This window comes from Nesterenkonia sandarakina (assembly GCF_013410215.1).
In the GTDB taxonomy this organism is placed as follows: Bacteria; Actinomycetota; Actinomycetes; order Actinomycetales; family Micrococcaceae; genus Nesterenkonia; species Nesterenkonia sandarakina.
Window position 1 is genome coordinate 992,412 of record NZ_JACCFQ010000001.1, and the last position, 26,731, is coordinate 1,019,142.

Sequence of the window (26,731 nt, forward strand, 5' to 3'; positions counted from 1 at the left end):
ATGGCGGCAGATCACTCGGCCCTCAGCTGACCTCCGCCGGCCAGTCATCTCGCCGGAGCCACACGAGTCGCTCTGCACACCCAGCCGCCGCAGCGCCGACAGGTCCACGGCCACATGAACTCCGAACTCAGGAGCGCTGAACCAGCTCCGCGGCCGCCTCGAGGTAGGCCAGCGCTCCCGTGGAGGAGCGGTCGTAGGTGATCACGGTCTGCTGGTAGGAAGGCGCCTCGGAGATGCGCACGCTGCGTGGAATCACAGACTTCAACACCGAGTCCGGGAAGTGCTCGCGGACCTCACCTGCCACCTGCGAGGCCAGATTGGTGCGGCCGTCGTACATGGTCAACAAGATCGTGGAGACCTTCAGGGGTGGGTTCAGATGCTTCTGAATCATGCCGATGTTGTTGAGCAGCTGACTCAGGCCCTCCAGTGCGTAGTACTCACACTGGATCGGGATGAGCACCTCCTGGGCAGCGACGAAGGCATTGACCGTTAGAAGCCCAAGACTGGGTGGGCAGTCGATGAACACGAAATCCAGCCGCTGGAGTCCGTTCTCCTCGCGGTAGCGGTGATACTCCGCCAGCGCGCGGGCCAGCCGCTGCTCTCTGGCGACGAGGGAGACCAGTTCGATCTCGGCTCCCGCGAGGTGGATCGTCGCAGGCACCACTTGGAGTCGCGGGATGTCCGGACAATCAGTGACCACATCGGCCAAGGCGAAATCCTCGATCAGAACGTCGTAGACGGAGTCCGTGTCCGCGGAGTGCTCGACCCCCAGTGCGGTGGACGCATTGCCCTGCGGATCGATGTCGATCACCAAGACGTTGAAGCCCTGATCAGCCAGCGCTGCAGAGAGGTTGACCGTGCTGGTGGTCTTGCCCACCCCGCCCTTCTGATTGGAGACGGTGATGGCTCGGGTGTGTCCCGGTCGAGTGAGCTCGGTCGTGGTCAGCTTCTTACGGCGACGATTCTCATCGGCGAGTTCGGCCGCCAGGGGAGAGGACGCGGTCAGGGACTCCAGGATGGACGAGCCCTCTGCAGTGCTGGCGGCGGCGTTGGCGGCCTTCGCCGCACCACTGGTTTCACGTGAAACGCGCTTCTCCTGCACGGGCCACCCTTTCCTTGTCTTCACTGGGCCACTGCGGCATGCTCTCCGCTTCTGCAGAGGCACCGCGGGCGCACGGGTATGAGTCTAGATCACTGCAGTCCTGGCCGGCGGCACACATGCTCGAGAGTCAGTCTCAGCATCCCGGGACGCGGGTCTCAGCGTCGTCCTGCTGAACGACGCCGGCACCGCACCACGGTGCTGGGTTCCTCCAGGAGACCTTCGCCGAGCAGTTCCACGGTTGGCTCTGCGAGCTTGTGCTTGCTGAAGGACTTTCCAGCGGCAGCGATCTCGCCACGAGCGCTGCGACCCTTGATCAGCAGCAGCTCGCCGTCGTCGGCCAAAAGTGGGACTGTCATGGGCAAAAGCTTCTTCAGTGCTGTCACAGCGCGGGCGGTGACCACCTCGGCCATCACCTCATCGGTGACCTCCTCGGCGCGGGCCCGGATCAGCTGCACGTTCTCGAGCTGGAGATCCTCCACCACGGTGCTCAGCCATTCCACCCGGCGCTCCATCGGCTCGATCAGGATGAAGTCCACATCGGGGCGGGCGATGGCCAGTGCGAGACCTGGCAGGCCGGCACCCGAGCCGACGTCGGCCACTGTGGTCCCAGCCGTGAGTTCGGGGCCGAGCACAGCACAGTTGAGCACATGGCGGGACCACATGATGGGCACCTCTCGGGGACCCAGGAGGCCGTGCTCGATGCCCGTGGAGCACAGGTGGGAGACGTACTGCTTGGCCAGATCCAGCCGGTCGCCGAAGAGCTCTTCGGCGGCGCGCTGTTCCTTCTCGGTCAGCTCAGGGGCCAAGAGCTCAGGTCCCTGTCCGGGGATCTCCGGCTCATTGAGCTGGGCGTCGCTGACCTGCTCTGCGATCGCTTCCTCGCGGTCCTGCTGCGGATCGCTCATGACTTGCTCCTTGGGATGAAGGACCGAATGACTGGCTTCTCTGTGCTCGGGGGCCGTGTCGCGGGGAGTCGTCTACGATCAGGCGGCTGAGATGACCACGTGGCGACGCCGGCCTTCGCCCTCGGACTCGCTGAGGAGCCCAGACTCGGCGACGAAGTCGTGGACGATCTTGCGCTCATAGGCGCTCATCGGCTCCAGGTGCTCGTCCTCACCGCGGTCCTTGACCTTCGCGATCGCGGTCTCCGCCTGTTCCTTGAGCTCCTCCTGGCGCTGGTCGCGGTGTCCGGCGATGTCCAGGATCAGACGGGTCCGTTCACCGGTGGCGGTGAGCACTGCCAGCCGGGTCAGTTCCTGCAGCGCATCGAGCACCTCGCCGCGGTCCCCGACGAGGTCATCGAGCTCTTCCCCGTTCTCCTCCGTGAGGATGGAGACATAGGTGCGTCCGCCACGTACTTCGATGTCGATGTCACCGTCGAGATCCACGATGTCGAGGAGCTCCTCGAGGTAGTCCGCAGCGATGTCACCCTCGTCGGTGGCGCCTTCGGTGCTCGCCTGATCACCTTCAACGGCCTCAGCATCCTCGCTGCCGGCCTCGGCGTCCTCATCACGCACCGAGGCGGGCTCGGCTGCCTCAGAGGCGCTGTGCTGCGACTCAGACGCCGTCGTCTCCTGCGCTGCCGCCGGGTCAGAGGCCTCGGTCTCGCTCAGCTGGGTCTCGTTCTCGCTCATGGCTGCTACTTCTTCCTCTTCTTCTTCTTCGCAGGCTGGGAAGTCTGCCCCAGGTGCTTTCCGGTCGGCTTGGGCTGCTCGGCAACCGGCTTGGGCGCCTCGTTGAAGGGCGCCAGTCCGCGCGCGGCACGCCGCAGGTTCAGTTCCTTCTCGGCCAGCGACCCCGGTGTCGGGTTGTTGCGGATGACCCACCACTGCTGACCCATGGTCCAGAAGTTCGTCGCCGTCCAGTACACGAGCACGCCGACCGGGAAGTTCACGCCACCGACCACGAAGACCAGGGGCAGCACGTAGAGCATCATCTTCTGGGTCTGCGCGAACTGGCCCGTCAAGGCCGCCTCGGACATGTTCTTGCTCATCAGCTGCTTCTGCGTGAAGAACTGCGTCGCCACCATCGCCACGATCATGATCGAGGTCAGGACCACCACGTCCCACCGGGTGGGATCGGCGCTGAAGGCCGGCAGGAAGATGTCCGACATTCCCACACCGAAGATCTCCGAGCCGTCGAAGCTCTGCACCTCTGCGGCGGTCAGCGCACCGTAGCCGTCGAGCTGGTTCTGCTCCTCGCGCATCCGGTTGAGCATCCAGAACAGCGCGAAGAAGATCGGCATCTGGGCCAGCAGCGGCAGGCAGGTCATGAACGGGTTCACGTTGTGCTTCTTGAACAGCGCCTGCTGCTCCTGCGCCATCTGCTGGCGCGAGACCGGGTCCTTCTTGCCCTTGTACTTGGCCTGCAGCTTCTGCACTTCGGGCTGGATGATCTGCATCCCGCGCTGGGACTTGATCTGCTTGACGAACAGCGGGATCAAGATGATGCGGATCACGAGCACGAGCAGAACAATGGAGATCACCCAGTTCCACCCGGAGTTGAAATCCATTCCCACAGCTGTCAACAGCCCGTGGAAGGTGCTCAGGATGAAGGAGACGGCCCAGGTGAAGGGCCACATGATTGTGTCGAAAAAGCCCATGTATCTCTCAGATGTCGTGGCCAGGCGTCATATGCAAGCGGCCTGCCGGCTCGGCGGCGTCGATGGCATCAGTCATCGTCGCCGAGGGGTATCGGTGGGTGGTTTGTCTCTATGATCGTCGGTACTCCACCTTGCGGCCAAATCCTTGCCGTGGGCGGGACCGGGTCTACTCCACCACCGGTGAAGGGATTGCAGCGAAGGATCCGCCACAGCGTGAGCGGGATGCCGCGCATGACCCCGTGAGTGGTCACCGCTTCCAACCCGTATGCAGAGCAGCTCGGATAGAAGCTGCATACCTGACCGTACAGCGGTGAGATGACTCTGCGGTATCCCCGCAGCAGCCAGCACAGTGCGAGCGAGGGTGAGGAGCGGAGCAGGCCCCAGTGGCCCCGCCGCAGCTCGGGCTGGGTGATCCCCGAGACCGTGCGCCCGGGGATCTCCCCGTCTTCCACGTAGAAGTCGCGGTGTCGCACCCACTGCGTGGTCGCCGCACTCTGATGCCGATGGCGTGCACCGTGCAGGTGCGAGTCCTGACTCTGATTCATGCCCGCACCCTTCGACGCAGCGCTTTCCGCTGGGCCCGCTGCGCCGCCGAGACCACCTCGGTGCGCAGCTGAGAGTGGTTCAGCTCGGTGATCTCTGGGGAGGCGCGGATCACGATGTCACGGGAGGCCTCTGGAACCGGCTCGAGCGCGCCCTCTCGCATCATCTCCATCACGACATGTCGCAGCCGGCGCTGTACGCGGTGTCGGACCACGGCATTGCCCACGGCCTTGGACACGACCAGGCCACAGCGCCAGGGCGCAGGATCACTGAGACTTTCCTGCGAGCGCAGCAGCACCGAGACCACCAGCCCGGTGCCCCCGGCTCGAGAACCGTGGCGCATGGCGGCTCGGTGGTCACCTGAGGAGGTCAGACGGTGTCCCTTGGGAAGCACGGCGTGTGATCTCCCTTCGCTGGAACCGACGTGGCGCGGTGCAGGCACCGAACCTGGGTCTGTACAGGGGGCCTGGATGCACGAACGGCCCGATCCCTGATGGTTGGGACGGGCCGCGGTGTTGGTCCAGAAGCACGTGGCTCGGACCGGCTGACCGATAGGTCAGCGTGAATCGCTGTGAATCAGGCCGAGAGTTCCTTGCGGCCCTTGGCACGGCGGGTCGAGATGATGGATCGGCCGGCACGGGTGCGCATACGGGAACGGAAACCGTGCTTGCGGCTGCGACGGCGGTTGCTCGGCTGGAAAGTCCGCTTGCTCACTGTGTACTCCCACTTGGATGGTTTGAAGTCGTTAGGGCCCCGGAAAGCTTCTGCGTGCAGGCACGGCAGTACTCTGGGGCGACCTGTCAACACTAGGGGGCTCCTGAGGGCCGCGTCAAGTCGCTCCGGATCAACCCCTTCAACAGCTGTGTAGAACACTGTGTATAAAGGCGGTTGGGACCCATTGGCCGGGGGTGCGGACTGGCTTATCGTTGAGCTCCCGGCGCTGGCCGGGGTCTCGAAAGGACTGGTCATGACTGGTCACGATCCCGTGATCCAGGTGCAGGGGCTCAGGAAGCGCTTCGCTGAGGTCCGCGCGCTGGATGGGCTGTCTCTGACGGTCAACCCGGCTGAGGTGCATGGTTTCCTGGGACCGAATGGATCGGGGAAGTCCACCACGCTGCGGGTGCTGCTGGGTCTGCTCCGCCCGGACGGCGGGACGGTCAAGGTCTTCGGCGCCGATCCGTGGCGGGACGCGGTGACCCTGCATCGCCGCCTCGCCTATGTTCCTGGCGAGGTGGAGCTCTGGCCCAACCTCTCCGGGGGTGAGGTGATCGATGTCTTCCTGCGGCTGCGCAGCCGCGACGCCCACTCCAGGGCGGTGACTCGGCGCCGCGAGGAGCTGATCGAACGCTTCGGCCTGAATCCGAGGAAGAAGACCCGGACCTATTCCAAGGGCAACCGGCAGAAGGTCGCTCTCATCGCCGCTCTGGCCGCCGACGTCGACCTGTTGCTCCTCGATGAGCCCACCGCAGGCCTGGACCCGCTCATGGAGATGGTCTTTCAACAGGTCATCGCGGAGACCCAGCGGCAGGGGCGTTCGGTGCTGCTCTCGAGTCATATCCTCGCCCAGGTGGAGGCGCTCTCGGACCGGATCTCGATCATCCGTCAGGGTCGCACCGTGGAGACCGGCACGCTCGCGCAGATGCGTCACATGACACGGACCACCATCGAGGTCGAGACGCAGCAGCCCGCCGCAGCGCTGGAACGCCTCGAAGGCGTCCACGACCTGCGCCTGAAGAACACCGCCGGTTCGCCCCGGACTGTCCTGGAGGTCGACAGCGAGCATCTCGCGCAGGTCACCTCCTATCTGGCCTCGCTGGGCGTGCATTCCCTGGTGGCCCATCCCCCGACGCTGGAACAGCTTCTGATCCGGCACTACGGCGTGATGACCGAGCCTGATCCATCTGCTCCCAGCACGTCAGCGTCATGATGAGCCTCCAGACCCGTGCCGCCTCGCGAAGCCCCGAGGACGCCCGCACCAGCGCCGGCGGAAACCTGGTGGGCACCGGCATCATGCTGCGCTTCATGCTTCGCCAAGACCGGGTGCGGCTGAGCCTCTGGGTGGTCGGCATCGGTCTGATGAGCTTCTACGTGGCAAACGCCGTTCAGGCCCTGGTCACCGATGAGGCCGAACTGGCGCAGCTGGCAGGTCTCTTCGCGGATCCGGTGGGACGCCTGATGACCGGCCCCGCCTACGGCATGGAATCACCGAGCTTCGAGCGCTTCTATGCGGCGGGCTATGTGCTCTTCATCTACATCCTCACCGCTCTGATGAGCATGTTCACGGTGATCAGGCATACGCGTGCGGAGGAGGCCTCGGGCCGGGCCGAGCTGCTGCGCGCGGCTGTGCTGGGCCGGCATGCCACACTCACCGCGGCGCTGCTGCTGGCCCTGCTCGCCAACGCTGCCGCGGCCGCGCTGGTGCTCCTGGGGGCGCTCTCCGGGGGTTTCGCGCTGACCGGTTCTCTGCTGGTCGCCGGTTCAGGCGCCTCCGTCGGTGTGCTCTTCGCCGCAGCGGCTGCGCTGTGCGCTCAGCTGACCGAGACCTCGCGCTCCGCCTCGGCACTGATCGGGACTCTGCTCGGGCTGGCCTACCTGATCCGGATGATCGGAGACATGGCCGCGGTGCAGGGAACCACACTGTCCTGGTTCTTCCCACTCGGCTGGTCCCAACAGACCGCACCCTACGTCGAGGACCGCTGGTGGCCGCTGCTGCCGGCTCTGATGCTCACCGGCGCCGCGGTCTCCGGGGCATATGCGCTGAGCACCCGTCGAGACCTCGGTGCGGGACTGCTGGCGTCACGTCTTGGCAGGTCCCACGCCCACCCCCGTCTGGGGACCCCACACGGGGTGGCGCTGCACACGCTGCTCGGGGGACTGCGCGGGTGGGGGATCGCCGTGATCGCCTGCGGTGCGCTCTTCGGCGGCTACGCCCAGTCCATGGGGGACACCGCGGCTGATCTCCCAGAGGAGTTTCGCAGCTTCTTCAGCGGCGAGTCCGTGATGCTGGGATACCTGGCGTATATGGCGATGTTTCTGGCGCTCTTCGTGGCCGCAGCAGGGGTCGGCGGCGTCGCGCAGCTGCGCACCGAGGAGAAGCATGGACGGGCCGAGCTGCTCTTCAGCGCCTCCCTGAGCCGGGCTCAGTGGCTCAGGGCGCATCTCACGGTGATCCTCGGGGGGCTGGGCGTGATTCTGACGCTCACCGGGGTGGCCACCGGCGCCGCGGCAGCCGCTGTGCTCCAAGACGATCCGGGTCCGCGCTTCCTCGAGATCCTGCTGGCGAGTCTGCATCAGGGCCCGGCAGTCCTGGCCGTCGTGGGAATCACGCTTGCCGCCTTTGGCTGGGCGCCCCGGTTCGCCGCCGCGCTGGGGTGGCTGATCCTCGGCTACGCGGCGGTGATGACCAACTTCGGTCCGCTGCTTGACCTCCCGGAGGTGTTCTCCGCGTTCAACCTCTTCGGGCACCTCGCGCTCTACCCGGTGGAGCCTGTGGCATGGGGCCCGGTCCTCTGGCTCAGCGGCATCGGGGTCGGCGGCATCGTGCTTGGATTCACAGGCTGGCGACGACGCGAGATCAACAGCGTCTGACCTGCCAGGACGCGGGAGAGGCGGTTTGTTCCACAGGGCTCTCCACAGAAGCTGTGGAATACTATGGGCAGAATTTCGACGACCTACACGAGGGGAGCAGCGTGCCTGCTGAGTCCGAGATCGATGTGCCGCGCCAATGGCAGCAGGTTCTCGCAGAGCTCCGGGAGAACCACCGCATCGGGGCCCTGAACCTGACCGACGTGGGACGGGCCGTCCCGCAGGGAGAGCAGCTCCTCGGTGACACCCTGCTGCTGACCGTCGCGGTGCCCCATGAGCGGGTGCGGGAACTGATGCAGTCGACTCTGACGGTGCAGCTCAGCGAGGCGCTGCGCACCGTGTTCGGCCGGGAGGTGCTCTGCGCGTATGTGATCGACCCCGAGATGTCCCAGCGTCAGCGCGAGCACCCGCCCGAGAGCGCCGCGAGCTCGGCACCTTCGGCGGCCTCGGCCTCCTCCACGGCGGTGGACGACCTTTACCCCAGCGAGACCCCCATCGAGGCGCCCCGGCGGGCAACGGAGGTGAACACCGCGAGCTATGACCGCGCCGAGCGCGCCCAGGAGCGTCGCGGGATCGGAGCCGACCGGGCTCGCGAGGAGTTGGGGCAGCCAAGCTACATGCCCCCTGACTACTCACACTACGAACGCGGCGCCGCGACCCCCCAGGAGCAGCGTCCGATGGAGCGCCGCGCCGCGAATCGTTCGGTCCCCGCTGAGTCCTTCACCGCCAGCGGCGGTGGCGAGTCCTATGAGACCTCCCGGTTGAACCCGCGCTACACCTTCGACACCTTCGTCATCGGCTCGTCCAACAGGTTCGCTCACGCGGCCGCCAACGCCGTGGCCGAGGCCCCCGCGAAGGCCTATAACCCGCTGTTCATCTATGGGGACTCCGGGCTGGGCAAGACTCACCTGCTGCACGCCATCGGGCACTACGCCCAGCGGCTCTATTCCGGCATTCGCGTGCGTTATGTGAACTCCGAGGAGTTCACCAACGACTTCATCAACTCGATCCGCGACGACGAGGGTGCCAGCTTCAAGCACCTCTACCGCAACGTCGACGTCCTGCTGCTCGATGACATCCAGTTCCTGGCGGATAAGGAACGGACGGTCGAGGAGTTCTTCCATACCTTCAACACCCTCTATAACAACAACAAGCAGGTCGTGATCACCTCTGACCTGCCCCCGAAGCAGCTCTCCGGCTTCGAGGAACGCCTGCGCTCCCGGTTCGAATGGGGGCTGATCACCGATATCCAGCCCCCCGAGCTGGAGACCCGGATCGCGATCCTGCGCAAGAAGGCGACCGCGGAGAACTTCTCCTGCCCCGACGATGTCCTGGAATACATCGGTTCCAAGATCTCCACCAACATCCGCGAACTCGAGGGTGCGCTGATCCGAGTCACCGCCTACGCCGCGCTGAACAAGCAGGCCGTGGACCTCGCCCTGGCGGAGCAGGTGATGCGCGATCTGATCTCCGATGACCACGCCCAGGAGATCACCTCGGAACAGATCATCAACGCCACGGCCGACTACTACAGCTTCACCGTGGAGGAGCTGACCTCGAAGTCGCGCAATCGCACCCTGGTCACCGCGCGTCAGATCGCGATGTATCTGCTGCGCGAGCTCACCGAGATGTCCCTGCCGAAGATCGGTCAGGCTCTGGGCGGACGCGACCACACCACCGTGATGTACGCGGAACGCAAGATCCGGGAACTCATGGCGGAGCGTCGAGCCGTCTTCAATCAGGTCACCGAACTGACCAACAAGATCAAACAGCAGCGCTGAACCGATAGAGCCGACCGGGGCAAGTCAAGTCCGTCGCTGACACCTGTGGATAACTCTTTGCTCCACAACTCACACGGATGTCATTTCCTGGGGCTCGTGGCATCCGGGCTAGTTGACACCGAGGATATCCACAGCTTTTCCCACATATCCACAGGCTGCGGTGGAGTTTTCCCGATTCTTGTTAACAGCTGTGGAGAGAACCGTGCACCTCGCGGTGTAGAAACTCGGATTTCTGTGGATAACTTCATGCGGCCTGGGGAATCGGGGTCAACAGGCCGTAATGGTCTCCACTGCCGCTGCACAACCACAACGGAGCCGCTCCACGTCCTGGTGCACAACCGGATACGCCCCGCTACCGGGATGCAATGGGTTATCCACAGATTCCACAGCACCTGTTAACACTTCTGACCCTTAACCTTTTGATCTACAAAGAACAATCACCACGGCCTCTGAAGCACCCCAGACCGAGCACCTGCAGAACACTCGGCTCGTTGATCAGGGGCCGTGCTGCGACGCTATGGATCCCAGATCTTGTGGCACATGCCCGACACAGCCGCTCATATGGTGGTCCCCGAGCTGGTTGCTGGCTTCTGGCGCGCTCTTGCAGGTAAGCTCAACACTCGACACAGCCACCAGATGCTTGACATTCCCCGCAGGACTGTCGAAGAACCACAGAAGGGCAGGGATCAGTGGAGTTCACTGTTGAGCGGGACGTTCTTTCCGAAGCGGTCTCCTGGGCCGCCCGTTCGCTGTCTCCCCGACCCCCGGCACCAGTGCTGGCCGGACTGCACATCACTGCTGCGGACCAGACGGTCACGATCTCCAGCTTCGATCATGAGATCTCCGCGCAGCTGCACATCGAGGCTCAGGTCCAGCAGGAAGGGACCATCCTGGTCTCGGGCAGGCTGCTCAATGACATCGTGAAGTCTCTTCCCAACGCTCCGGTGACCGTGCATCTGCAGGACTCCCGGGTCCAGCTGACCTGCCGGTCCTCGAAGTTCACGCTCTCCACCATGCCGGTGGACGAATACCCGGAACTCCCAGGGATGCCTGAACTGGCAGGCACCGTTGACGGTGCCGCGTTCGCCCGGGCCGTCTCCCAGGTGATCACGGCGGCCTCGAAGGACGACACCCTGCCCATCCTCACCGGCGTGAAGGTCGAGATCGAGGGTGACACCATCACGTTCCTGGCCACGGACCGGTACCGACTCGCCATGCGTGAGATCCACTGGTCGCCTGCCGAACCGGACATCTCCACCTCGGTGCTGATCAAGGCCAAGACGCTGAACGACGTCGCAAAATCTCTGGCCGGAGCCGGGGCCCTGCAGATCGCGCTCTCAGAGAGCACAGAGCTGGTCGGGTTCTCCTCCGGAGGGCGCCGCACCACGTCAGTCCTGGTGGACGGGGACTACCCCAAGATCCGTCAGCTCTTCCCCGAAGAGACGCCGATCCACGCGGTGGTCAACACCGCAGAGTTCATCGAAGCCGCTCGCCGGGTCTCCCTGGTCTCAGAACGCAATGGGCATGTGCGGCTGCAGTTCACCCAGGACAACGAGGTCATCCTCGACGCCGGGGTGGACGACGCCGCCTCAGCTTCAGAGATCATCCCCGCCACACTCACCGGAGAAGCCATCACCGTCGGGTTCAACCCGGCCTACCTCAACGAGGGGCTCAACGTCATCGACACCGAGTTCCTGCGCTTCTCCTTCGTCTCCGCACCGAAACCAGCGATGATCACCGGCCAGGCCGAGGCTGAGGGTGAGAAGTCCATCGACTTCCGGTACCTGCTGATGCCGGTGCGCCTGATCAACTCCTAGCCGCTCACCGCCCAGGAGACCATGCGGATCTCGCAGCTGACCCTCACAGACTTTCGCAGCTACGCCCAGGCCGAGCTGCAGCTGCATCCTGGCCCCAACGTGCTGCTGGGGTTCAACGGGGTGGGCAAGACCAACATCGCAGAAGCCATCGGGTACCTCTCCACACTGAGCTCCCACCGAGTGAGTCAGGACGGCCCGCTGGTCCGTCACACCGCGAAGCAGGCCTTCATCCGGGCCGAAGCACATCGGGGGACCCGCCAGGCGCGCCTTGAGGTCGAGATCAATCCCGGGCGCAGCAATCGGGCCCGGATCAATCGTGGAAACCCGGTGCGCGCCACCGATGTGCTGGGCATCCTGCGGACGGTGCTCTTCGCCCCGGAGGACCTGGAGCTGATCAAGGGCTCCCCCGGGGTCCGACGTCGGCTTCTGGATGACCTTGCGGTGCAGCTGCGGCCGGCCCTGGGACGCGTTCGTCTTGACTACGAGAAGGTGCTCAAACAGCGCAACGCGCTGCTCAAGTCGATCCGACACCAGGGGTTCACCGCTACACACGAGTCCACCCTCGAGGTCTGGGATCACCAGCTGGCAGAGGCCGGGGCGCACCTGCTCCACGCGCGGCTGAAGATGCTCAGCGCGCTGCGTCCGCATGTGGCCACCGCCTACCAACAGCTCTCCGGCAGCGTGCGCACCGCTCGGCTGCAATATCTGAGCTCGCTGGACGCCCCGGAGGACCCCGGGGCGCCTGAGGCTCCCGGGCCGGAGAGTGAGGCCGAGAACGTGGACCCCGCAGCACAGCCCGGGTCGCTCGACGTCTCCGCGCTGGAATCGTGCTCCCGCGAGGAACTCACAGCCCTGATGCTGCAGCGTCTGAACCAGGCCCGCCGAGAAGAGCGCGAGCGTGGCATCACCCTGGTGGGTCCGCACCGCGATGACCTCTCCCTCACCCTGGATGAGGTTCCGGTCAAGGGCTTCGCCTCGCATGGGGAGACCTGGTCCTTCGCACTGTCGCTGCGCCTGGCGGCCTACCGGGTGATGGTCGATGACGATCCTGAGGAAGGGGCCCGTCCGGTCCTGATCCTCGATGACGTGTTCGCCGAGCTCGACGCCAGGCGTCGTCGTCGACTTGCAGAGCTCGCCGCCGAGGCGGAGCAGCTCATCGTCACCGCCGCTGTGGACGACGACGTCCCGGAGAGTCTGCTGGGCAACGCCCTGCGCGTGGAATCGGTGGACCAGATCAGCCAGGTGACCCTCCATGAGCCCGGCTGAGAATCCCGCAGAGAACCCCGCTAGGCACCCGAGTCAGGACCATGAGGATGCCGCCAAGATCCTTCTGGCGAGGATGCGCGCGGCAGCGCGTGGACGGGGAGAACATCGGATGCGCGGGGTTCCGCGGGGCTCCTCACTGGCTGGTGACCCGCGCAGCGCAGCCGGGCAGTCGGCCTCGCGCGGCACAGGTGCCGGGGACTCCGCCACGGAGCGTCGAGACCCCAATCTGCTGGGCGGGGTGGTCGGAGGGTTGATCAAGACCCGCGGATGGAGCTCCCCGGTGGCGGTGGGCTCGGTCGTCGCGCGCTGGGAGCAGCTGGTGGGGTCCGCCATCGCCGAGCACTGCACCCCGGAGAAGTTCGAGAACGGCGTGGTGGAGGTGCTCTGCGACTCGACCGCCTGGGCCACGAACCTCAAGCTCATGCAGCCCCAGCTGATGGACGTCTTCAACCGGGAGCTGGGCCCCGGCATCGTCACCGGACTCGCGATCCGCGGTCCCGCGGCGCCGAGCTGGAAGAAGGGCCGCTACTCGGTGCGCGGCCGGGGCCCCCGCGACACCTACGGCTGACACGCCAGGCTGCGATATGCCGCACTCGGGCCCTCACAGTGGAACCCATCCTCACCCGGGCATCCCCGAGCAGGTCCCAGGGCCGTTCATCGGCCGCTGATCATGCCTTCTGTGCGCTCACAGTGCCCGAAGAATGCGGATTCTGCTGCCTCGGCGCGGTAGACTGGACCGACGGCCCGAGAGTACCCACCCCTCGGGCTGGTCTGTGTCATGACAGGGTCAGCAACCTCGACCTTCCCGGCAACTCAAGGAGACGGCATAGCCCGTGACCTCGGCTAACGAGAACAAGCAGCATCAGGGCAACTACGGCGCCTCGGACATCACCGTCCTGGAGGGCCTGGAAGCGGTCCGGAAGCGCCCCGGCATGTACATCGGCTCCACCGGTGAGCGCGGTCTGCACCACCTGGTCTACGAGGTGGTCGACAACTCGGTGGATGAGGCGCTGGCAGGGTACTGCTCGCACATCCAGGTCACGATGCAGGAGGACGGCGGCGTTCGGGTCGAGGACGACGGACGCGGCATCCCGGTGGACATGCACCCCACCGAGGGCAAGCCCACCGTGGAGGTGGTGATGACCGTGCTGCACGCCGGCGGCAAGTTCGGCGGCAGCGGCTACGCCGTCTCGGGCGGTCTGCACGGGGTCGGGATCTCCGTGGTCAACGCGCTCTCCCGCAAGGTCCGCACCACGGTGCGCCGGCAGGGTCATGAGTGGAGCATCGGTTTCGGCAACGGCGGCGAGACCACCCAGCCGCTGACCCAGGGCGCGGAGACCCAGAGCACCGGCACCACGATGGTCTTCTACCCGGACCCGGAGATCTTTGAGAGCATCGAGTTCGACTTCGAGACGCTGCGCGCGAGATTCCAGCAGATGGCCTTCCTGAACAAGGGGCTGCGCATCACCCTGCGCGACGAGCGCAAGATCCCCGGCAACGAGGTGGTCCACGATGAGGTGCTCGAGGAGCACCATGAGGAGGCCGCGGAGCTGGAGCCCACCGAGGCCGGCGGCGGACACGACGGGATCATCGAGACGCCCAAGGGCCGGGTGGTGGTCTACCAGTACGACGCCGGGCTGCTGGACTACGTCAACCACCTCAACGCGACCAAACGGGCAGAGGTGGTCCACGACGATGTGATCGCCTTCGACGCCGAGGACGCCGATCGGGGCATGGCCGCTGAGCTGGCGATGCAGTGGACGCTCTCCTACTCGGAATCGGTGCACACCTACGCGAACACGATCAACACCCACGAGGGCGGCACCCACGAAGAGGGCTTCCGCGCCGCGATGACCACACTGATCAACCGGTACTCCCGGGAGAAGCAGATCCTGCGCGAGAAGGATGACAACCTCACCGGCGAGGACATCCGCGAGGGACTCACCGCGGTGATCTCGGTGAAGCTTCGCGAGCCGCAGTTCGAGGGCCAGACCAAGACCAAGCTGGGCAACACCGAGGCCCGTGGCTTCGTGCAGAAGGTCGTCAACGAGTATCTCGGGGACTGGCTGGAGCGCAATCCCGGCCCGGCCCGCGACATCGTGCGCAAGGCACAGTCCGCCGCGCATGCCCGGGTGGCCGCCCGCAAGGCGCGCGAGAACGCCCGCCGGAAGTCCCCGCTGGAGACGATGGGCATGCCCGGCAAGCTCGCCGACTGCTCCTCCAAGGACCCGTCCGAGTCCGAGATCTACCTGGTGGAGGGCGACTCCGCCGGGGGCTCCGCGAAGCGAGGCCGCGACCCGCGGACCCAGGCGATCCTGCCGCTGCGCGGGAAGATCCTCAACGTGGAGCGGGCACGTCTTGATCGGGCGCTGGGCAACCAGGAGGTCCAGTCGATGATCACCGCCTTCGGCACCGGCATCGGGGAAGACTTCGACCAGGCCAAGCTGCGCTATCACAAGATCGTGCTCATGGCCGACGCCGACGTGGACGGCCAGCACATCACCACGCTGATGCTCACCCTGCTCTTCCGCTATATGCGTCCGCTGATCGAGCACGGAAACGTCTTCCTGGCCCAGCCGCCGCTGTACAAGATCAAGTGGCAGACCGGGCCGCAGGACTACGTCTACACCGACGCCGAACGCGATGTGGCGCTGCGTGAAGGCCGGGCCGCCGGGCGCAAGCTGCCCAAGGAGCTGGGCATCCAGCGGTATAAGGGCCTCGGTGAGATGGACTACTCGGAGCTGTGGGAGACCACCATGGACCCCCAGCACCGCACGCTGCTCCAGGTCTCCATGGAAGACGCCGCGGCCGCCGATGAGGTGTTCTCCATCCTCATGGGTGAGGACGTCGAGTCCCGCCGCGGGTTCATCCAGCAGAACGCCAAGGACGTCCGCTTCCTCGACATCTGACCCGCTGCCAGCCCCTCACGGCGCAGCCGCGAGACGATGCCGATTTCCGCATAAGGGAGAACACCACACGTGAGCGATAACACCGAAGAACCGCAGGACCCGCAGGGCGGCTCCGCCGAGGCCGTGGAGGGCGTCGTCGTCGACGGCCCGGCGACCTCGGACCGGATCCGCCAGATCGACCTGCAGACCGAGATGAAGCGGTCCTACCTGGACTACGCGATGGCAGTGATCGTGGGCCGTGCGCTGCCCGATGTGCGCGACGGGCTCAAGCCGGTGCACCGCCGGGTGCTCTACGCGATGTACGACGGCGGCTACCGCCCGGACCGTTCGTTCAACAAGTGCGCCCGCGTGGTCGGTGACGTGATGGGCAACTATCACCCGCACGGCGACTCGGCGATCTATGACGCCCTGTCCCGGCTGATCCAGGACTGGGTGATGCGCTACCCGCTGGCCACCGGCCAGGGCAACTTCGGCAACCCCGGCGACGACGGCCCGGCGGCCCCGCGTTACACCGAGACCAAGATGGCCCAGCTGGCCATGGAGATGGTCCGGGACATCAACGAGAACACCGTCGACTTCCAGGACAACTACGACGGCAAGCAGCAGGAGCCCGTGGTGCTGCCCTCGCGGTTCCCGAACCTGTTGGTCAACGGCTCCTCCGGGATCGCGGTGGGCATGGCCACCAACATCCCGCCGCATAACCTGCGCGAGGTCGCCGACGGCGTGAAGTGGTACCTGCAGAACCCGCAGGCCTCCCGGGAGGAGCTGCTCGAGGCGCTGCTGCAGCGGATCAAGGGCCCGGACTTCCCCACCGGTGCGCAGATCCTGGGCACCCGCGGGATCGAGGAGGCCTACCGCACCGGTCGCGGTTCGATCACGATGCGCGCGGTGGTCAGCGTGGAGGAGCTGCAGGGACGCACCTGCCTGGTGGTCACCGAGCTGCCGTACCACGCGAACCCGGACAACCTGGCCCGGAAGATCGCGCTGCTGGTCAAGGACGGAAAGGTCTCCGGGATCGCGGATCTGCGCGATGAGTCCTCCGGCCGCACCGGTCAGCGCCTGGTCGTCGTGCTCAAGCGCGACGCCGTGGCCAAGGTGGTGCTGAACAACCTCTATAAGCACACCCAGCTCCAGGAGAACTTCTCCGCGAACATGCTGGCCCTGGTCGACGGCGTGCCGCGGACCCTGAGCCTGGACGCGTTCGTCCACCACTGGGTCACCCACCAGATCGACGTGATCGTCCGGCGCACCCAGTTCCGCCTGGACAAGGCCCAGCGCGAGGCCCACATCAAGATCGGTCTGCTCAAGGCCCTGGATGACCTGGACCGGGTGATCGCCACGATCCGGGGCTCCTCCACGGTCGAAGAGGCGCGGCAGAACCTGAAGTCGCTGCTGGATATCGACGACGACCAGGCTCAGGCCATCCTGGACATGCAGCTGCGCAAGCTGGCCGCCCTGGAGCGCCAGCGCCTGCAGGACGAGTACGACGAGCTGATGAAGATGATCGAGGACTTCCAGGACATCCTGGCCTCAGAGGACCGTCAGCGCCGGATCATCGGCTCCGAGCTGGACACCATCGTGGACAAGCACGGCGATGACCGACGCACCCACATCCAGCTCGGCTACGACGGGGACATGTCCATGGAGGACCTGATCCCCCAGGAGGACGTGGTCGTCTCGATCACCCGCGACGGCTACGTGAAGCGGACCAAGATCGACAGCTACCGCGCCCAGCACCGAGGCGGCCGCGGGGTCCGCGGTGCCCAGCTGCGCACCGACGACATCGTCGAGCACTTCTTCGTGACCACCACGCACCACTGGATCCTGTTCTTCACCAACCTGGGCCGGGTCTACCGGACCAAGTGCTACGACCTGATCGAGTCCGGTCGGGACTCCAAGGGCCAGCACGTGGCGAACATCGTGGCCTTCCAGCCGGATGAGCACATCGCCGGGGTGCTGCCGCTGCGCACCTACGAGGACGCCCCCTACCTGGTGCTCGCCACCAAGCGCGGCCTGGTGAAGAAGACCGTGCTCAGCGACTATGACACCCCACGCCAGGCCGGAGTGATCGCGATCAACCTGCGCGAGGACGACGAGCTGGTCTCGTCGAAGCTGATCTCGGCCACCGACGACCTGATGCTGGTCTCCCGAAAGGGCCAGTCGCTGCGCTTCACCGCCACCGATGAGGCGCTGCGTCCCATGGGTCGCGCCACCTCGGGAGTCACCGGGATGAAGTTCCGCGAGGATGATGAGCTCCTGGCCGCCGATGTGGTCACCGAGGACTCCTTCGTCTTCGTGGTCACCGAGGCCGGGTACGCCAAGCGTTCCGATGTCAGCGAATACCGGGTCCAGGGTCGCGGTGGCCTGGGCATCAAGGTGGGCAAGCTGGTGGAGGATCGCGGCGATCTGGTCGGGGCCATGGTGGTCGAGGGCGACGACGAGGTGCTGGTGGTCATGGAATCCGGCAACGTGGTCCGCTCTCCCGTGGCAGGGGTGCCCTCCAAGGGACGCGACACCATGGGCGTGATCTTCGCCAAGCCCCGGAAGAAGGACCGGATCCTGAAGGTGGCGCGGAACTCCGGGGTGACCCTTGCCGCCACCGGAGAGGACGCCGCCTCAGAAGAGGCTCCCGGGCAGGAGAACCCAGCGGACCCCGAGGCGCAGATCGAAGGGACACCCGAGGCCGGCCCCGGCCACGCTGAGCCGTCCCGGGCAGCCGATGCAGTAGCGTTGGACCCTGACGAAGCGGACCGGGACGAAACGGACCGGGATGAAGCGGATCAAGATCATGCCTGATGGAGGACTTCAGTGAGCGCAAGCAACGGCGCAGGTAATTCAGGGAGCCAGGCGGGCTCCTCCGCGGCGCGCCCGGCGAACCGGTTCCCCGCGCCTCGGCCGCGCGCCCAGGCCGCCGGCGGAGCCACCACCTCCACCCGGCCCGGCTCTGACCAGTCAGGGACACCTCGGCCGCGACCGACTGCCGGAGCCCGCCCCAGCGGGCAGGGCAGCCGTCCCGCGCAGGGTCAGCGCCCCAGCCGCCCCCAGCCCGGCCTGGTGCGCCCGACGCCGAAGGCGAAGGTCCGCAAGGCACGCCTGCTGATCTCCAAGGTGGATCCCTGGTCGGTGCTGAAGATGAGCTTCCTGCTCTCCGTGGCGCTGGGCATCATGACAGTGGTCGCAGCCGTCACGCTGTGGACCGTCATGGATGTCTCCGGGATCTTCAACAGGGTCAATGAGCTGCTCGGCCAGATTCTGGGCACCGAGGGCGGCGGAGGGTCCTTCCGTGTGGAGGAGCTCGTCACGATCGCCCAGGTGGCGGCGTTCGCCACGATCATCGCGGTGGTCAACGTGGTGCTGCTCACGGTGCTCTCGATGCTCGCCGCGGTGCTCTACAACCTCTCCGCCTCCCTGGTGGGCGGGGTCGGGGTGACGCTCACCGACGACTGAGCGGCCCAGATCCCAGGATTTGGACCCGTCGCCGGGAACAGGGTAATGTGTAGTGGTCGCCCTCGCGGGGGTGACGCACCTGAAACAGGTGTCCGGGCGTATAGCTCAGGCGGTTAGAGCGCATCGCTGATAACGATGAGGTCGGAGGTTCAAGTCCTCCTACGCCCACCCGGACTCCAAGGAGGGAAACATGAAACGCATCGTCTTTGTGGCTCTCTCTGTGGCGGGGATCCTCGGCTATCGCCAGTGGCGCAGGTCCGAGGACACCCGGCAGGTCTGGTCTCAGGCGACAGATTCGCTCTGATAATCTGAGAAGCACCTTCGGGGGCATGGCGCAATTGGTAGCGCACCTGCTTTGCAAGCAGGGGGTTAGGGGTTCGAGTCCCCTTGCCTCCACCCGAGGCTAGAGAACCGAGGAAGCTCCCCGCATCTGATGTGCGGGGAGCTTTTTCGTGCTGTGGACGCTCCACCGAGCCGAGGCTCAAGAGTCCGCGGCGCCGCTGCGAGGGCATCCCTTCTGGGACGTCACGGCGGGCCAGCCTCGGGCGCGGACTTCCTTCTGCGCGAACTTGAGCTATAGTCTCGATCTAATGGATCACTCTAGAGTCTGAAGAGGTGCCTGACACAGGTGTACGACTTAGAACGCGCAGCACTTCGCCGCCGACGATATCGTCCCGCGAGTGCTGCGAACGCAGGAATCCCTGATCGCCTTCGGTGCACGAGGCAGGTGACCCGGTGATCGAAGTCCTGCTCCTTCTGCTGGGCATCCTGGCAATCCTGGTCATCATCGCAGGCAACGGCTATTTCGTCGCCCAAGAGTTCGCCTACATGTCCGTGGACCGCAATAAGCTGCGAGCCCTGGCCGCTGAGGGTGACAAGTCCGCGAAGCGCGCCCTGGACGTCACCGGGCGCACCTCGTTCATGCTCTCCGGAGCTCAGCTGGGCATCACCGTGACCGGTCTGCTCGTCGGCTATGTGGCCGAGCCGCTGGTCGGTGAGAGTCTCGGCGCCATGCTCGGCGGGATCGGGATCCCCGCCGCACTGGGGATCACCATCGGCACCATCACCGCGCTGGCCGTCTCGACCATCGTGCAGATGATCTTCGGCGAGCTGTTCCCCAAGAACTACGCGATCGCCAACCCCACCCCGCTCTCGCTGGGCCTCGCCCGCTCGACCAAGCTCTACCTGGCGGCCTTCGGCTGGCTGATCTGGATCTTCGACGTCTCGGCGAACGCGCTGCTGAAGCTGCTTCGGATCGAACCGGTGCACGACGTCGAGTCCAGCGCCACGGCGAAGGACCTCGAGCACATCGTGACCAGCTCCCACGAGAGCGGCGACCTCGCCGAGGAGATGTACCTGACCCTGGATCGGATCCTGGACTTCCCGGACCACGACGTCGAGCACGCCATGATCCCGCGCTCGCGCACAGGGCTGATCCACCCAGACACCACGCTCGGAGAGATCCGCGCCCTGATGGCCGAGGAGCACACCCGGTATCCCGTGGTGGACACGCAGGACGAGCCGATCGGCGTCGTCCATCTCGTGGACCTGCTGGGCACCAAGTTCACCGACGCGGCCGCGGCGACCGAGATCATGCGCGCCCCGGTGATCGTGCCGACGCTGATGCCGCTTCCCGAGGCGGTGCGCACCCTGCGCGACGCCAATGCCAAGCTGGCCTGCGTCATCGACGAGTACGGCGGCTTCACCGGCGTGGTCACCATGGAGGACCTCGCCGAGGAGATCCTCGGCGAGATCACCGATGAGCACGACGACGAGGCCCCTGCCGGTATCGAGAATGTCGGTGAGAACCACTGGCGGGTCGACGGCGACCTGCACCTGGACGAGGTGGAGCGGGTGATCGGCCAGGACTTCCCAGAGGGCGACTATGAGACGCTCTCCGGGCTGCTGATGTCCCAGGAGGGCGCTCTGCTGACCGAAGGTCAGCAGGTGCGCATCGATCTGCCGGCCGATCCTGCTGACTATGGAGAATCCTCGCCCCCGACGCGTTGGGTGGATGTCACGGTGATCAGCGTGGACCGCCACGTTCCCGAATCGGTGCATCTGCGCCTGACCGAGCACTTCGAGGAGGAACGATGAGCGACTGGCTGATCCCGACCATCGCCACCATCGGCATCATCGCGGTCTCGGCGTTCTTCGTGATCCTGGAGTTCGCGCTGCTCGCCGCTCGCCGCCACCGTCTGGAGGAGGAGGCGGAGCACAGCCGCTCCGCCCGGGCCGCGCTGCGCGGGCTCAATGAGCTCACCGTGATGCTCGCAGGAGCCCAGCTGGGCATCACCGCGTGCACCTTCGCACTGGGGGCCGTGAGCAAGCCTGCGGTGGACTACGCACTGACTCCGATCTTCGAGTCCTGGAACATGCCGCTCTGGGCCGCCGATGTGCTGGCCTTCGCTCTGGCGCTGTTGCTGATGACCTTCCTGCACCTGGTCGTCGGTGAGATGGCCCCGAAGTCCTGGGCGATCGCGCATCCAGAACGCGCGGCGAAGCTCATCGCGCTGCCCGCCCAGGTGGTCCTCTGGGGCTTCCGACCCTTGCTGCTCTGGATCAACAGCATCGCCAACCGGCTGGTCTCGGCCACCGGTGTCACACCCGTGGACAGTGCTGCCGCGGGAGGCTATGACTCCGACACGATCCGACATCTGGTGGCGCATTCCACCCAGACCGGCACGCTGGACCAGGCCTCGGCCTCACAGATCTCCCGCGTGATCGATCTGGAGACCCTGACCGTGGACGACGTCATCGCAGCGCGCACCCGTCAGGAGACCACCACGGTGCCGTTCTCCGCCACGGCCGCCGACGTGCAGGCTGCCGCCCAGCGCACCGGGCACCTGCGGATCCTGGTCCTGCCCGAGTCGGGGACCAGTCCGCTGGTGGTCCATGTCCGGGACACCCTGACCGTGGAGCCGGAATACCCGGTCAGCGAGCTGGCGCGCCCGGCCCTGGTCGTCTCCACCGGCGCCTCGGTCTACGAGGCGTTCCAGACCATGCGGGAGGCCGGTGAACAGCTCGCCGTGGTCTATTCCAACGGGGTGCTGGCCGGGGCGATCACCTGGAACGACATCCTGAAGCGGATGTGGCCCACCATGGAGGAGCAGTGGAGCGAATCTGAGGCCACAGCCCAGGCCCGCACACAGAGTGCGGCGGCACCCCGCTAGGCGGGCCGCCACCTCACGGGCCCGTCTTCCACGGGCCTTGCCATACGATGCCGGATCCACAGCCTGTGGGTCCGGCATCGTGGTTTCTGTGGAGAACCCCCTGGGATGCGTTATCCACAGGGTTTATCCACAGTGTGCATAAGTTACACGCGTGTGTTTCCCCTTGTCAGAGCGATATCCACAGGATTTTGCAGATTGTGCATAAAACTGTGGAAGAGTCCTGCACAACCTGGGGATGACCCGGTCGAGACTCAGCCGGCGGGAGTGACCAGCTGCATGCCCACAATGATGAGAAGCAGCAGGAGCCCGGTGATGCCCAGCAGCCCGAGGCCCTGTCGGCGGGCCTGCCGCGCAGCGTCCCTGCGTCGGTCGCCGGAGGCCGCGGGAGCGGACTTGGCGAACACCAGGGCGCAGAGCGCGCCGACCACCAGTCCGCCGAAGTGACCCTGCCAGGAGATGCCGGGGATCACGAAGCTGATCACCACATTGATCCCGATCAGGGTGAGGATCCCGCCGGTCTGCGATCCTGTGGCGCGCATCAGGATGAACAGCGCGCCGAAGAGCCCGAACACCGCACCGGAGGCGCCGAGGGTGGGGGTCATGGCGGGGGTCAGGAAGAGCACCGCCACGGAGCCGCCGAGCGCGGAGAGCAGCAGCAGCGCGAGGTAGCGCAGCGCCCCCAGGGCCGGTTCGATGGCGCGCCCGATGAACCACAGGGCGAACATGTTGAAGAGCAGGTGCATGGCGTTGCTGGGGGAATGCACCAGCGCGGAGCTGAGCATCCGCCAGGGCTCGAAGACCCACGGGGAGGTCTGCAGCGGGGCATACCAGAGCGCCGCGGTCACCGGATCGGGGTTGGCTCCGGTGATGGTGCCGCTGAGCAGCTGCAGGCCGAAGAGCACCACGCACAGCCCGATGAGGCTGAAGGTGATGATCGGGCGCTTCCCGGGTCGCACCACGGCGCCGAACTGGGAACGCGCCGGTGGCCGGCGGGCCTGCCACTCGTCCCGGGCGCGCGCCAGGCAGTCTACGCACTGGAACCCGACCGGGGCCTGACGCAGGCACTCAGGACAGGCCGGGCGGTCACAGCGCTGACACTGCACACTGGCCGGCCTGTCCGGGTGCTGCGAACAGAATGTTGCGTTGATCGTTCTAGATCCTCAGAGCTTCTCGATGTCGATCTTCTCGATGACGACATCGTCCTTCGGGCGGTCCCGGTTATCGGTGGGAACCGTGTTCAGGGCGTCGACGACCTTCTGCGAGGCTTCGTCGGTGACCTCTCCGAAGATGGTGTGCTTGCCCTGGAGCCAGTTGGTGGCGACCGAGGTGATGAAGAACTGGGATCCGTTGGTGCCCGGGCCGGCATTGGCCATGGCCAGCTTGTACGGGGAGGTGAAGTCCAGCTCCGGGTGGATCTCATCACCGAACTTGTAGCCCGGGCCGCCGACGCCGAGACCCAGCGGGTCCCCGCCCTGGATCATGAAGTCAGAGATGATCCGGTGGAAGACGGTGCCGCTGTAGAGCGGGGTGTCCACCATCTTCTCGCCGGACTCCGGGTGGGTCCAGTCACGCTCGCCGGTGGCGAGACCGACGAAGTTCTCCACAGTCTTCGGCGCATGGTTGCCGAAGAGCTCGACGCGGATCTCTCCCTGGGAGGTACGGATAGTTGCCTGATGTGTTGCGATAGCAGTCATGAGCCTCATTGTCTCACTCCTGGTGGTTGCGTGTTCTCAGTCTCGGTGCATGATGAAGGGATCGGCTGGGCCGTAGCAGGCCAGGAAGAGACCACGTAAGCTGAAGCCAGCAACCGATCCGGATTCGGAGGACATGCATGTTCGGCAAGAAGAAGAAGCGGAACCACAGCTGGGAGCACCTGGTGCTCGCAGGGGTGGAGACCGCACGTGATTGGACCGCACCAAAACTGGGTGCGGCAGCAGATTGGGCCGAAGGTACCTACCGCAAGGGTGCCCCGAAGGTGCACGACGCCTCGGGCCGCGCTCTGAGCGCTGTCAACGACGGCGCCTCGGTGGCGGGGAAGAAGATCAAGGAGTACTCCTCGGTCGCCGGCGGCGGCATCTCGTCCCAGTATGAGAAGCTTCCCCCGCAGGCCAAGGCCGAGGTGGCCAAGGTCATCGCCAAGTACGACACTGCCAAGACGCAGTTCACCTCGGAGTATGTTCCCGCCACCTCCGCAAAGCTCGGCGGCTACGCAGACAAGACCGCGAAGCTGATCCACCGCGCTGAGCTGGATCCCCGCGTGGAGAAGGCGCTGATCAAGGCCACCGGTGACAAGAAGATCGTCAAGAAGCTGCGCAAGAGCTCCGAGAACTACGCCAAGGGCGCTGCCAAGACGCTGAAGAAGCAGCAGCGCTCGAACAGCCGCAAGAAGGGTCTGCTGGTCTTCGGACTGGTGGCCGCGGCTGTCACGGCAGGAGTGGCCGCATGGCGCGCCAGCCAGCCGGTGGAGGATCCGTGGAAGAAGCCCGCTCCGGTGACCCGGCCAGCGACTTCCTCCACAGCGGCTCCCAAGCCGGTGACCTCGTCCACCACGCCCGCCGCATCGGCTCCCAAGCCGGCGGCACCGGGCGGTTCGACGGCACCGAGCAAGGTGGCAGGCACTCCTGCTGCTGCGCCGAAGTCAGCTCCTGACGCCCCGAAGAGCTCCGGCGCGCCGGAGTCCAAGGCGGGACCCTCGGGCGTGACCAACGTCAATGCGCAGAACGCCGACGAGGCCAAGGGCAACAACGTCCCCTCCCCGAAGCCGGCCACCTGAGCCGACGTCGTGCGGAGAACGTAGCAAGATAGGAAGCGGACCTGGCGATCACGCCAGGTCCGCTTTCTACGTTCGGGCTCCTGTGGTGGACCAGCCGCGGGGTGAGCTCAGATCGGCTGTGCCGCCGGTGCTCAGCGGATCGGGTTGAGCTGCGCGGCCTTCTCGGCCGCACCGGTCTGGCCCATGCTCTCCAACCAGTTGCCCAGCATCCGGTAGCCACCCTCGGTGAGCACCGACTCCGGGTGGTACTGCATGCCCCACAGCGGCGCCGTGCGATGCGCGAGGCCCATGATGACCCCGTCCTCGGTGCGGGCCGTGACCTCCAGCACGGCAGGGATGGTCTCGGGCGCCACGGTCAGAGAGTGATAGCGGGTCGCCACGAAGGTCTCCGGAAGCCCTGCGAAGGAGGCGTGTCCGGTGTGGGTCACCGGAGAGGTCTTGCCGTGCATCAGCTGCTCGGCGTGGGTGACCGTGGCACCGAAGGCTTCGCCCAGGCCTTGATGCCCCAGACAGACCCCGAGCATCGGCTCCTGGGCCTCCGCGCACCAACGGATCAGCTCCACTGAGACGCCTGCCTCGCCCGGAGTCCCGGGGCCGGGGGAGATGAGCACGCCGTCGTGCTTCGCGGCGAGCTTCTTGGCATCTTCGACCGAGAGGTCGTCGTTGCGGATCACGGTGGCCTCGGCGCCGAGCTCGCGCAGATACCCGACAAGGGTGTAGACGAAGCTGTCGTAGTTGTCCACGACGAGGATGCGGGCGGGGTTCTCACTCATGCGGGGTCCCTTCGGCCCGGCCTTGCGCCGGGAAGGTCATCGATTCAAGCGTGGAGTCATTGAGCGGGCTGTACTGGCTCAGCCAGGGAAAGACGAACTGCATCAGGAGGAACACGATACCGGCGAGGATGGCCAGGGCCAGCAGGATCTGCACCAGCAGAGGCCCCGGCAGGGAGCGGAAGAGCCAGGCGTACATGCTCAGGATCCTCCCTGGGAGATCGCAGCTGGTGCCGGCGCGCTCAGCGGCGCGAAGTCCACGAGCTCGGCGTGGGTGATCAGCCGTTCCCGGTTGGAGAAGAGCGGATGGCAGGTGGTCAGTGTGAGCAGCGAACGATCAGCCTGCGCCTGCGGCTCCCCGGGCACCGGCAGGATCACCTCGGACTGATGGGGCAGAACCACGTGGGTCTCGTAGACCTCATAGGTGTAATAGCCGTCGGGGGACTCGACGTAGATCTCATCCCCCGCGGTGAGCCGATCCTGATCGCGCAGAACATCACCGTAGGTGAGCCGGTGTCCCGCCACGGCGAAGTTCCCCGGCTCCCCGGGAAGCTGGGTGTCCGGATAATGCCCCAGACCCCCGGTGTTCAGCGTCTGGTCATCCACTCCGGAGCGCACGGGGGCGGACCAGTCCGCTGAGATGGCGGGGGCGTAGACCACGGCCATGGCACCGGATTCCACGGCGGCCATGTTCTCCGGGCACGCCGCCGCCGCTCCGTCGCCAAGCTGCTGACACTCCTGCTGCGCCTGTGCGGCCTGCTGCGGCGCGGAGTCCGTGTCCTGCTGCTCGAGGCGGGCGTGGAACTCCTCCTCGATGGCCTGAGCCTCCCGGTTCGCATCGAGTCCGGTCCACCACACCTCCCACACCACGAAGAGCAGACCGAGCACGCCCAGGGTGATCAGCAGCTCGCCGGTGACCCCGAGGATCCGGGCGCCGGGGCGAGCGCCGCGGTGTCCCGACAT

26 protein-coding genes and 2 tRNA genes are annotated in these 26,731 nt (G+C 66.0%); 16 read left to right on the top strand and 12 right to left on the bottom strand.

What is annotated here, in order from left to right; all coding sequences use genetic code 11:
• Positions 1-127: 127 nt before the first annotated feature.
• From HNR11_RS04695 to yidC, 4 genes are all read right to left on the bottom strand, one after another.
• The gene (locus HNR11_RS04695) at positions 128-1,015 is read right to left on the bottom strand and encodes a ParA family protein (protein ID WP_218849828.1); all 888 of its coding nucleotides are present in this window, start codon (positions 1,013-1,015) and stop codon (positions 128-130) included.
• A 242-nt stretch (positions 1,016-1,257) separates the two neighbouring features.
• Positions 1,258-2,007, bottom strand: coding sequence for a 16S rRNA (guanine(527)-N(7))-methyltransferase RsmG (gene rsmG / locus HNR11_RS04700; protein WP_179441337.1), 750 nt, complete (start codon positions 2,005-2,007; stop codon positions 1,258-1,260).
• Positions 2,008-2,085: 78 nt separating this feature from the next.
• The gene (locus tag HNR11_RS04705) at positions 2,086-2,736 is read right to left on the bottom strand and encodes a Jag family protein (RefSeq protein WP_246310320.1); all 651 of its coding nucleotides are present in this window, start codon (positions 2,734-2,736) and stop codon (positions 2,086-2,088) included.
• A 5-nt stretch (positions 2,737-2,741) separates the two neighbouring features.
• Positions 2,742-3,683, bottom strand: a complete 942-nt coding sequence (yidC, locus tag HNR11_RS04710) for a membrane protein insertase YidC (protein WP_232301719.1) — start codon at positions 3,681-3,683, stop codon at positions 2,742-2,744.
• Between yidC and HNR11_RS13980 the strand changes: the two genes are divergently transcribed.
• A complete protein-coding gene (locus HNR11_RS13980; protein WP_232301725.1) occupies positions 3,577-3,819 on the top strand; it encodes a hypothetical protein in 243 nt (80 codons plus the stop codon). The genes yidC and HNR11_RS13980 overlap by 107 nt on opposite strands.
• Here the strand turns inward: HNR11_RS13980 and yidD are convergent.
• From yidD to rpmH, 3 genes are all read right to left on the bottom strand, one after another.
• Positions 3,773-4,249 (bottom strand): membrane protein insertion efficiency factor YidD, encoded by a 477-nt coding sequence (gene yidD, locus HNR11_RS04715; protein ID WP_179441338.1) that lies wholly within the window; start codon positions 4,247-4,249, stop codon positions 3,773-3,775. The genes HNR11_RS13980 and yidD overlap by 47 nt on opposite strands.
• Positions 4,246-4,689 carry a ribonuclease P protein component gene (gene rnpA / locus HNR11_RS04720; protein WP_343050585.1) on the bottom strand — a complete coding sequence of 148 codons (444 nt, stop codon included), beginning with the start codon at positions 4,687-4,689 and terminating at the stop codon, positions 4,246-4,248. The genes yidD and rnpA overlap by 4 nt, the downstream gene beginning before the upstream one ends.
• Positions 4,690-4,823: 134 nt before the next feature.
• Positions 4,824-4,961, bottom strand: a complete 138-nt coding sequence (gene rpmH, locus HNR11_RS04725; protein WP_083504652.1) for a 50S ribosomal protein L34 — start codon at positions 4,959-4,961, stop codon at positions 4,824-4,826.
• A gap of 253 nt (positions 4,962-5,214) precedes the next feature.
• Here rpmH and HNR11_RS04730 point away from each other — a divergent pair, with 253 nt between their 5' ends.
• The 14 genes from HNR11_RS04730 (at position 5,215) to HNR11_RS04790 (ending at position 22,225) form a co-directional block, all read left to right on the top strand.
• On the top strand, positions 5,215-6,174 hold the full coding sequence (locus HNR11_RS04730) for an ABC transporter ATP-binding protein (RefSeq protein WP_179441340.1): 960 nt from the start codon (positions 5,215-5,217) through the stop codon (positions 6,172-6,174).
• Positions 6,174-7,835: an ABC transporter permease gene (locus HNR11_RS04735; RefSeq protein WP_218849653.1), complete on the top strand. Its 1,662-nt coding sequence runs from the start codon at positions 6,174-6,176 to the stop codon at positions 7,833-7,835. The genes HNR11_RS04730 and HNR11_RS04735 overlap by 1 nt, the downstream gene beginning before the upstream one ends.
• A gap of 290 nt (positions 7,836-8,125) precedes the next feature.
• The gene (dnaA, locus tag HNR11_RS04740) at positions 8,126-9,613 is read left to right on the top strand and encodes a chromosomal replication initiator protein DnaA (RefSeq protein ID WP_425488275.1); all 1,488 of its coding nucleotides are present in this window, start codon (positions 8,126-8,128) and stop codon (positions 9,611-9,613) included.
• 689 nt (positions 9,614-10,302) lie between these two features.
• A complete protein-coding gene (dnaN, locus tag HNR11_RS04745; protein ID WP_179441343.1) occupies positions 10,303-11,430 on the top strand; it encodes a DNA polymerase III subunit beta in 1,128 nt (375 codons plus the stop codon).
• A 21-nt stretch (positions 11,431-11,451) separates the two neighbouring features.
• Complete coding sequence (recF, locus tag HNR11_RS04750) at positions 11,452-12,696, top strand: DNA replication/repair protein RecF (RefSeq protein WP_179441344.1); 1,245 nt, start codon at positions 11,452-11,454, stop codon at positions 12,694-12,696.
• A complete protein-coding gene (locus HNR11_RS04755) occupies positions 12,683-13,264 on the top strand; it encodes a DciA family protein (protein ID WP_179441345.1) in 582 nt (193 codons plus the stop codon). Before recF ends, HNR11_RS04755 begins: the two co-directional genes overlap by 14 nt.
• Positions 13,265-13,529: 265 nt before the next feature.
• Positions 13,530-15,605, top strand: coding sequence for a DNA topoisomerase (ATP-hydrolyzing) subunit B (gene gyrB, locus HNR11_RS04760; RefSeq protein ID WP_058887908.1), 2,076 nt, complete (start codon positions 13,530-13,532; stop codon positions 15,603-15,605).
• A gap of 69 nt (positions 15,606-15,674) precedes the next feature.
• The gene (gene gyrA, locus HNR11_RS04765; protein ID WP_179441346.1) at positions 15,675-18,401 is read left to right on the top strand and encodes a DNA gyrase subunit A; all 2,727 of its coding nucleotides are present in this window, start codon (positions 15,675-15,677) and stop codon (positions 18,399-18,401) included.
• Between the two features lie 12 nt (positions 18,402-18,413).
• Positions 18,414-19,052: a DUF3566 domain-containing protein gene (locus HNR11_RS13855; RefSeq protein WP_179441347.1), complete on the top strand. Its 639-nt coding sequence runs from the start codon at positions 18,414-18,416 to the stop codon at positions 19,050-19,052.
• Positions 19,053-19,146: 94 nt separating this feature from the next.
• Positions 19,147-19,220, top strand: a tRNA-Ile gene (locus HNR11_RS04775).
• A 22-nt stretch (positions 19,221-19,242) separates the two neighbouring features.
• The gene (locus HNR11_RS13860) at positions 19,243-19,356 is read left to right on the top strand and encodes a DLW-39 family protein (protein ID WP_218849654.1); all 114 of its coding nucleotides are present in this window, start codon (positions 19,243-19,245) and stop codon (positions 19,354-19,356) included.
• Positions 19,357-19,375: 19 nt separating this feature from the next.
• Positions 19,376-19,448 (top strand) — tRNA-Ala (locus tag HNR11_RS04780).
• Between the two features lie 339 nt (positions 19,449-19,787).
• Positions 19,788-21,149, top strand: a complete 1,362-nt coding sequence (locus tag HNR11_RS04785) for a CNNM domain-containing protein (RefSeq protein WP_179441348.1) — start codon at positions 19,788-19,790, stop codon at positions 21,147-21,149.
• Positions 21,146-22,225 carry a CNNM domain-containing protein gene (locus tag HNR11_RS04790; RefSeq protein ID WP_179441349.1) on the top strand — a complete coding sequence of 360 codons (1,080 nt, stop codon included), beginning with the start codon at positions 21,146-21,148 and terminating at the stop codon, positions 22,223-22,225. The genes HNR11_RS04785 and HNR11_RS04790 overlap by 4 nt, the downstream gene beginning before the upstream one ends.
• A 251-nt stretch (positions 22,226-22,476) precedes the next feature.
• On the opposite strand, the gene HNR11_RS04795 is transcribed toward HNR11_RS04790, so the two are convergent.
• Positions 22,477-23,181 (bottom strand): rhomboid family intramembrane serine protease, encoded by a 705-nt coding sequence (locus HNR11_RS04795; RefSeq protein ID WP_343050586.1) that lies wholly within the window; start codon positions 23,179-23,181, stop codon positions 22,477-22,479.
• A gap of 204 nt (positions 23,182-23,385) precedes the next feature.
• Complete coding sequence (locus HNR11_RS04800) at positions 23,386-23,919, bottom strand: peptidylprolyl isomerase (protein ID WP_058887911.1); 534 nt, start codon at positions 23,917-23,919, stop codon at positions 23,386-23,388.
• Between the two features lie 137 nt (positions 23,920-24,056).
• Between HNR11_RS04800 and HNR11_RS04805 the strand changes: the two genes are divergently transcribed.
• Entirely contained in the window at positions 24,057-24,998 is a 942-nt protein-coding gene (locus HNR11_RS04805; RefSeq protein ID WP_179441350.1) for a hypothetical protein, read from the top strand.
• Between the two features lie 131 nt (positions 24,999-25,129).
• Here HNR11_RS04805 and HNR11_RS04810 read toward each other — a convergent pair whose 3' ends face one another.
• From HNR11_RS04810 to HNR11_RS04820, 3 genes are read right to left on the bottom strand one after another with little or no spacing between them, the layout of a single operon-like run.
• Positions 25,130-25,771, bottom strand: coding sequence for an aminodeoxychorismate/anthranilate synthase component II (locus HNR11_RS04810; RefSeq protein ID WP_179441351.1), 642 nt, complete (start codon positions 25,769-25,771; stop codon positions 25,130-25,132).
• Positions 25,764-25,967 carry a hypothetical protein gene (locus HNR11_RS04815; protein WP_179441352.1) on the bottom strand — a complete coding sequence of 68 codons (204 nt, stop codon included), beginning with the start codon at positions 25,965-25,967 and terminating at the stop codon, positions 25,764-25,766. Before HNR11_RS04815 ends, HNR11_RS04810 begins: the two co-directional genes overlap by 8 nt.
• 2 nt (positions 25,968-25,969) lie before the next feature.
• Positions 25,970-26,731 (bottom strand): class E sortase, encoded by a 762-nt coding sequence (locus HNR11_RS04820; RefSeq protein ID WP_179441353.1) that lies wholly within the window; start codon positions 26,729-26,731, stop codon positions 25,970-25,972.

Excerpts from the sequence above, each read along its gene's own strand:
- rsmG (WP_179441337.1), bottom strand. The coding sequence starts at position 2,007 with ATGAGCGATCCGCAGCAGGACCGCGAGGAAGCGATCGCAGAGCAGGTC.
- HNR11_RS04705 (WP_246310320.1), bottom strand. The coding sequence starts at position 2,736 with ATGAGCGAGAACGAGACCCAGCTGAGCGAGACCGAGGCCTCTGACCCG.
- HNR11_RS13980 (WP_232301725.1), top strand. The coding sequence starts at position 3,577 with ATGGAGATCACCCAGTTCCACCCGGAGTTGAAATCCATTCCCACAGCT.
- yidC (WP_232301719.1), bottom strand. The coding sequence starts at position 3,683 with ATGTGGCCCTTCACCTGGGCCGTCTCCTTCATCCTGAGCACCTTCCAC.
- yidD (WP_179441338.1), bottom strand. The coding sequence starts at position 4,249 with ATGAATCAGAGTCAGGACTCGCACCTGCACGGTGCACGCCATCGGCAT.
- HNR11_RS04730 (WP_179441340.1), top strand. The coding sequence starts at position 5,215 with ATGACTGGTCACGATCCCGTGATCCAGGTGCAGGGGCTCAGGAAGCGC.
- HNR11_RS04735 (WP_218849653.1), top strand. The coding sequence starts at position 6,174 with ATGAGCCTCCAGACCCGTGCCGCCTCGCGAAGCCCCGAGGACGCCCGC.
- dnaA (WP_425488275.1), top strand. The coding sequence starts at position 8,126 with ATGCAGTCGACTCTGACGGTGCAGCTCAGCGAGGCGCTGCGCACCGTG.
- recF (WP_179441344.1), top strand. The coding sequence starts at position 11,452 with ATGCGGATCTCGCAGCTGACCCTCACAGACTTTCGCAGCTACGCCCAG.
- HNR11_RS04755 (WP_179441345.1), top strand. The coding sequence starts at position 12,683 with ATGAGCCCGGCTGAGAATCCCGCAGAGAACCCCGCTAGGCACCCGAGT.
- HNR11_RS13860 (WP_218849654.1), top strand. The coding sequence starts at position 19,243 with ATGAAACGCATCGTCTTTGTGGCTCTCTCTGTGGCGGGGATCCTCGGC.
- HNR11_RS04790 (WP_179441349.1), top strand. The coding sequence starts at position 21,146 with ATGAGCGACTGGCTGATCCCGACCATCGCCACCATCGGCATCATCGCG.
- HNR11_RS04800 (WP_058887911.1), bottom strand. The coding sequence starts at position 23,919 with ATGACTGCTATCGCAACACATCAGGCAACTATCCGTACCTCCCAGGGA.
- HNR11_RS04805 (WP_179441350.1), top strand. The coding sequence starts at position 24,057 with ATGTTCGGCAAGAAGAAGAAGCGGAACCACAGCTGGGAGCACCTGGTG.
- HNR11_RS04810 (WP_179441351.1), bottom strand. The coding sequence starts at position 25,771 with ATGAGTGAGAACCCCGCCCGCATCCTCGTCGTGGACAACTACGACAGC.
- HNR11_RS04815 (WP_179441352.1), bottom strand. The coding sequence starts at position 25,967 with ATGTACGCCTGGCTCTTCCGCTCCCTGCCGGGGCCTCTGCTGGTGCAG.
- HNR11_RS04820 (WP_179441353.1), bottom strand. The coding sequence starts at position 26,731 with ATGTCGGGACACCGCGGCGCTCGCCCCGGCGCCCGGATCCTCGGGGTC.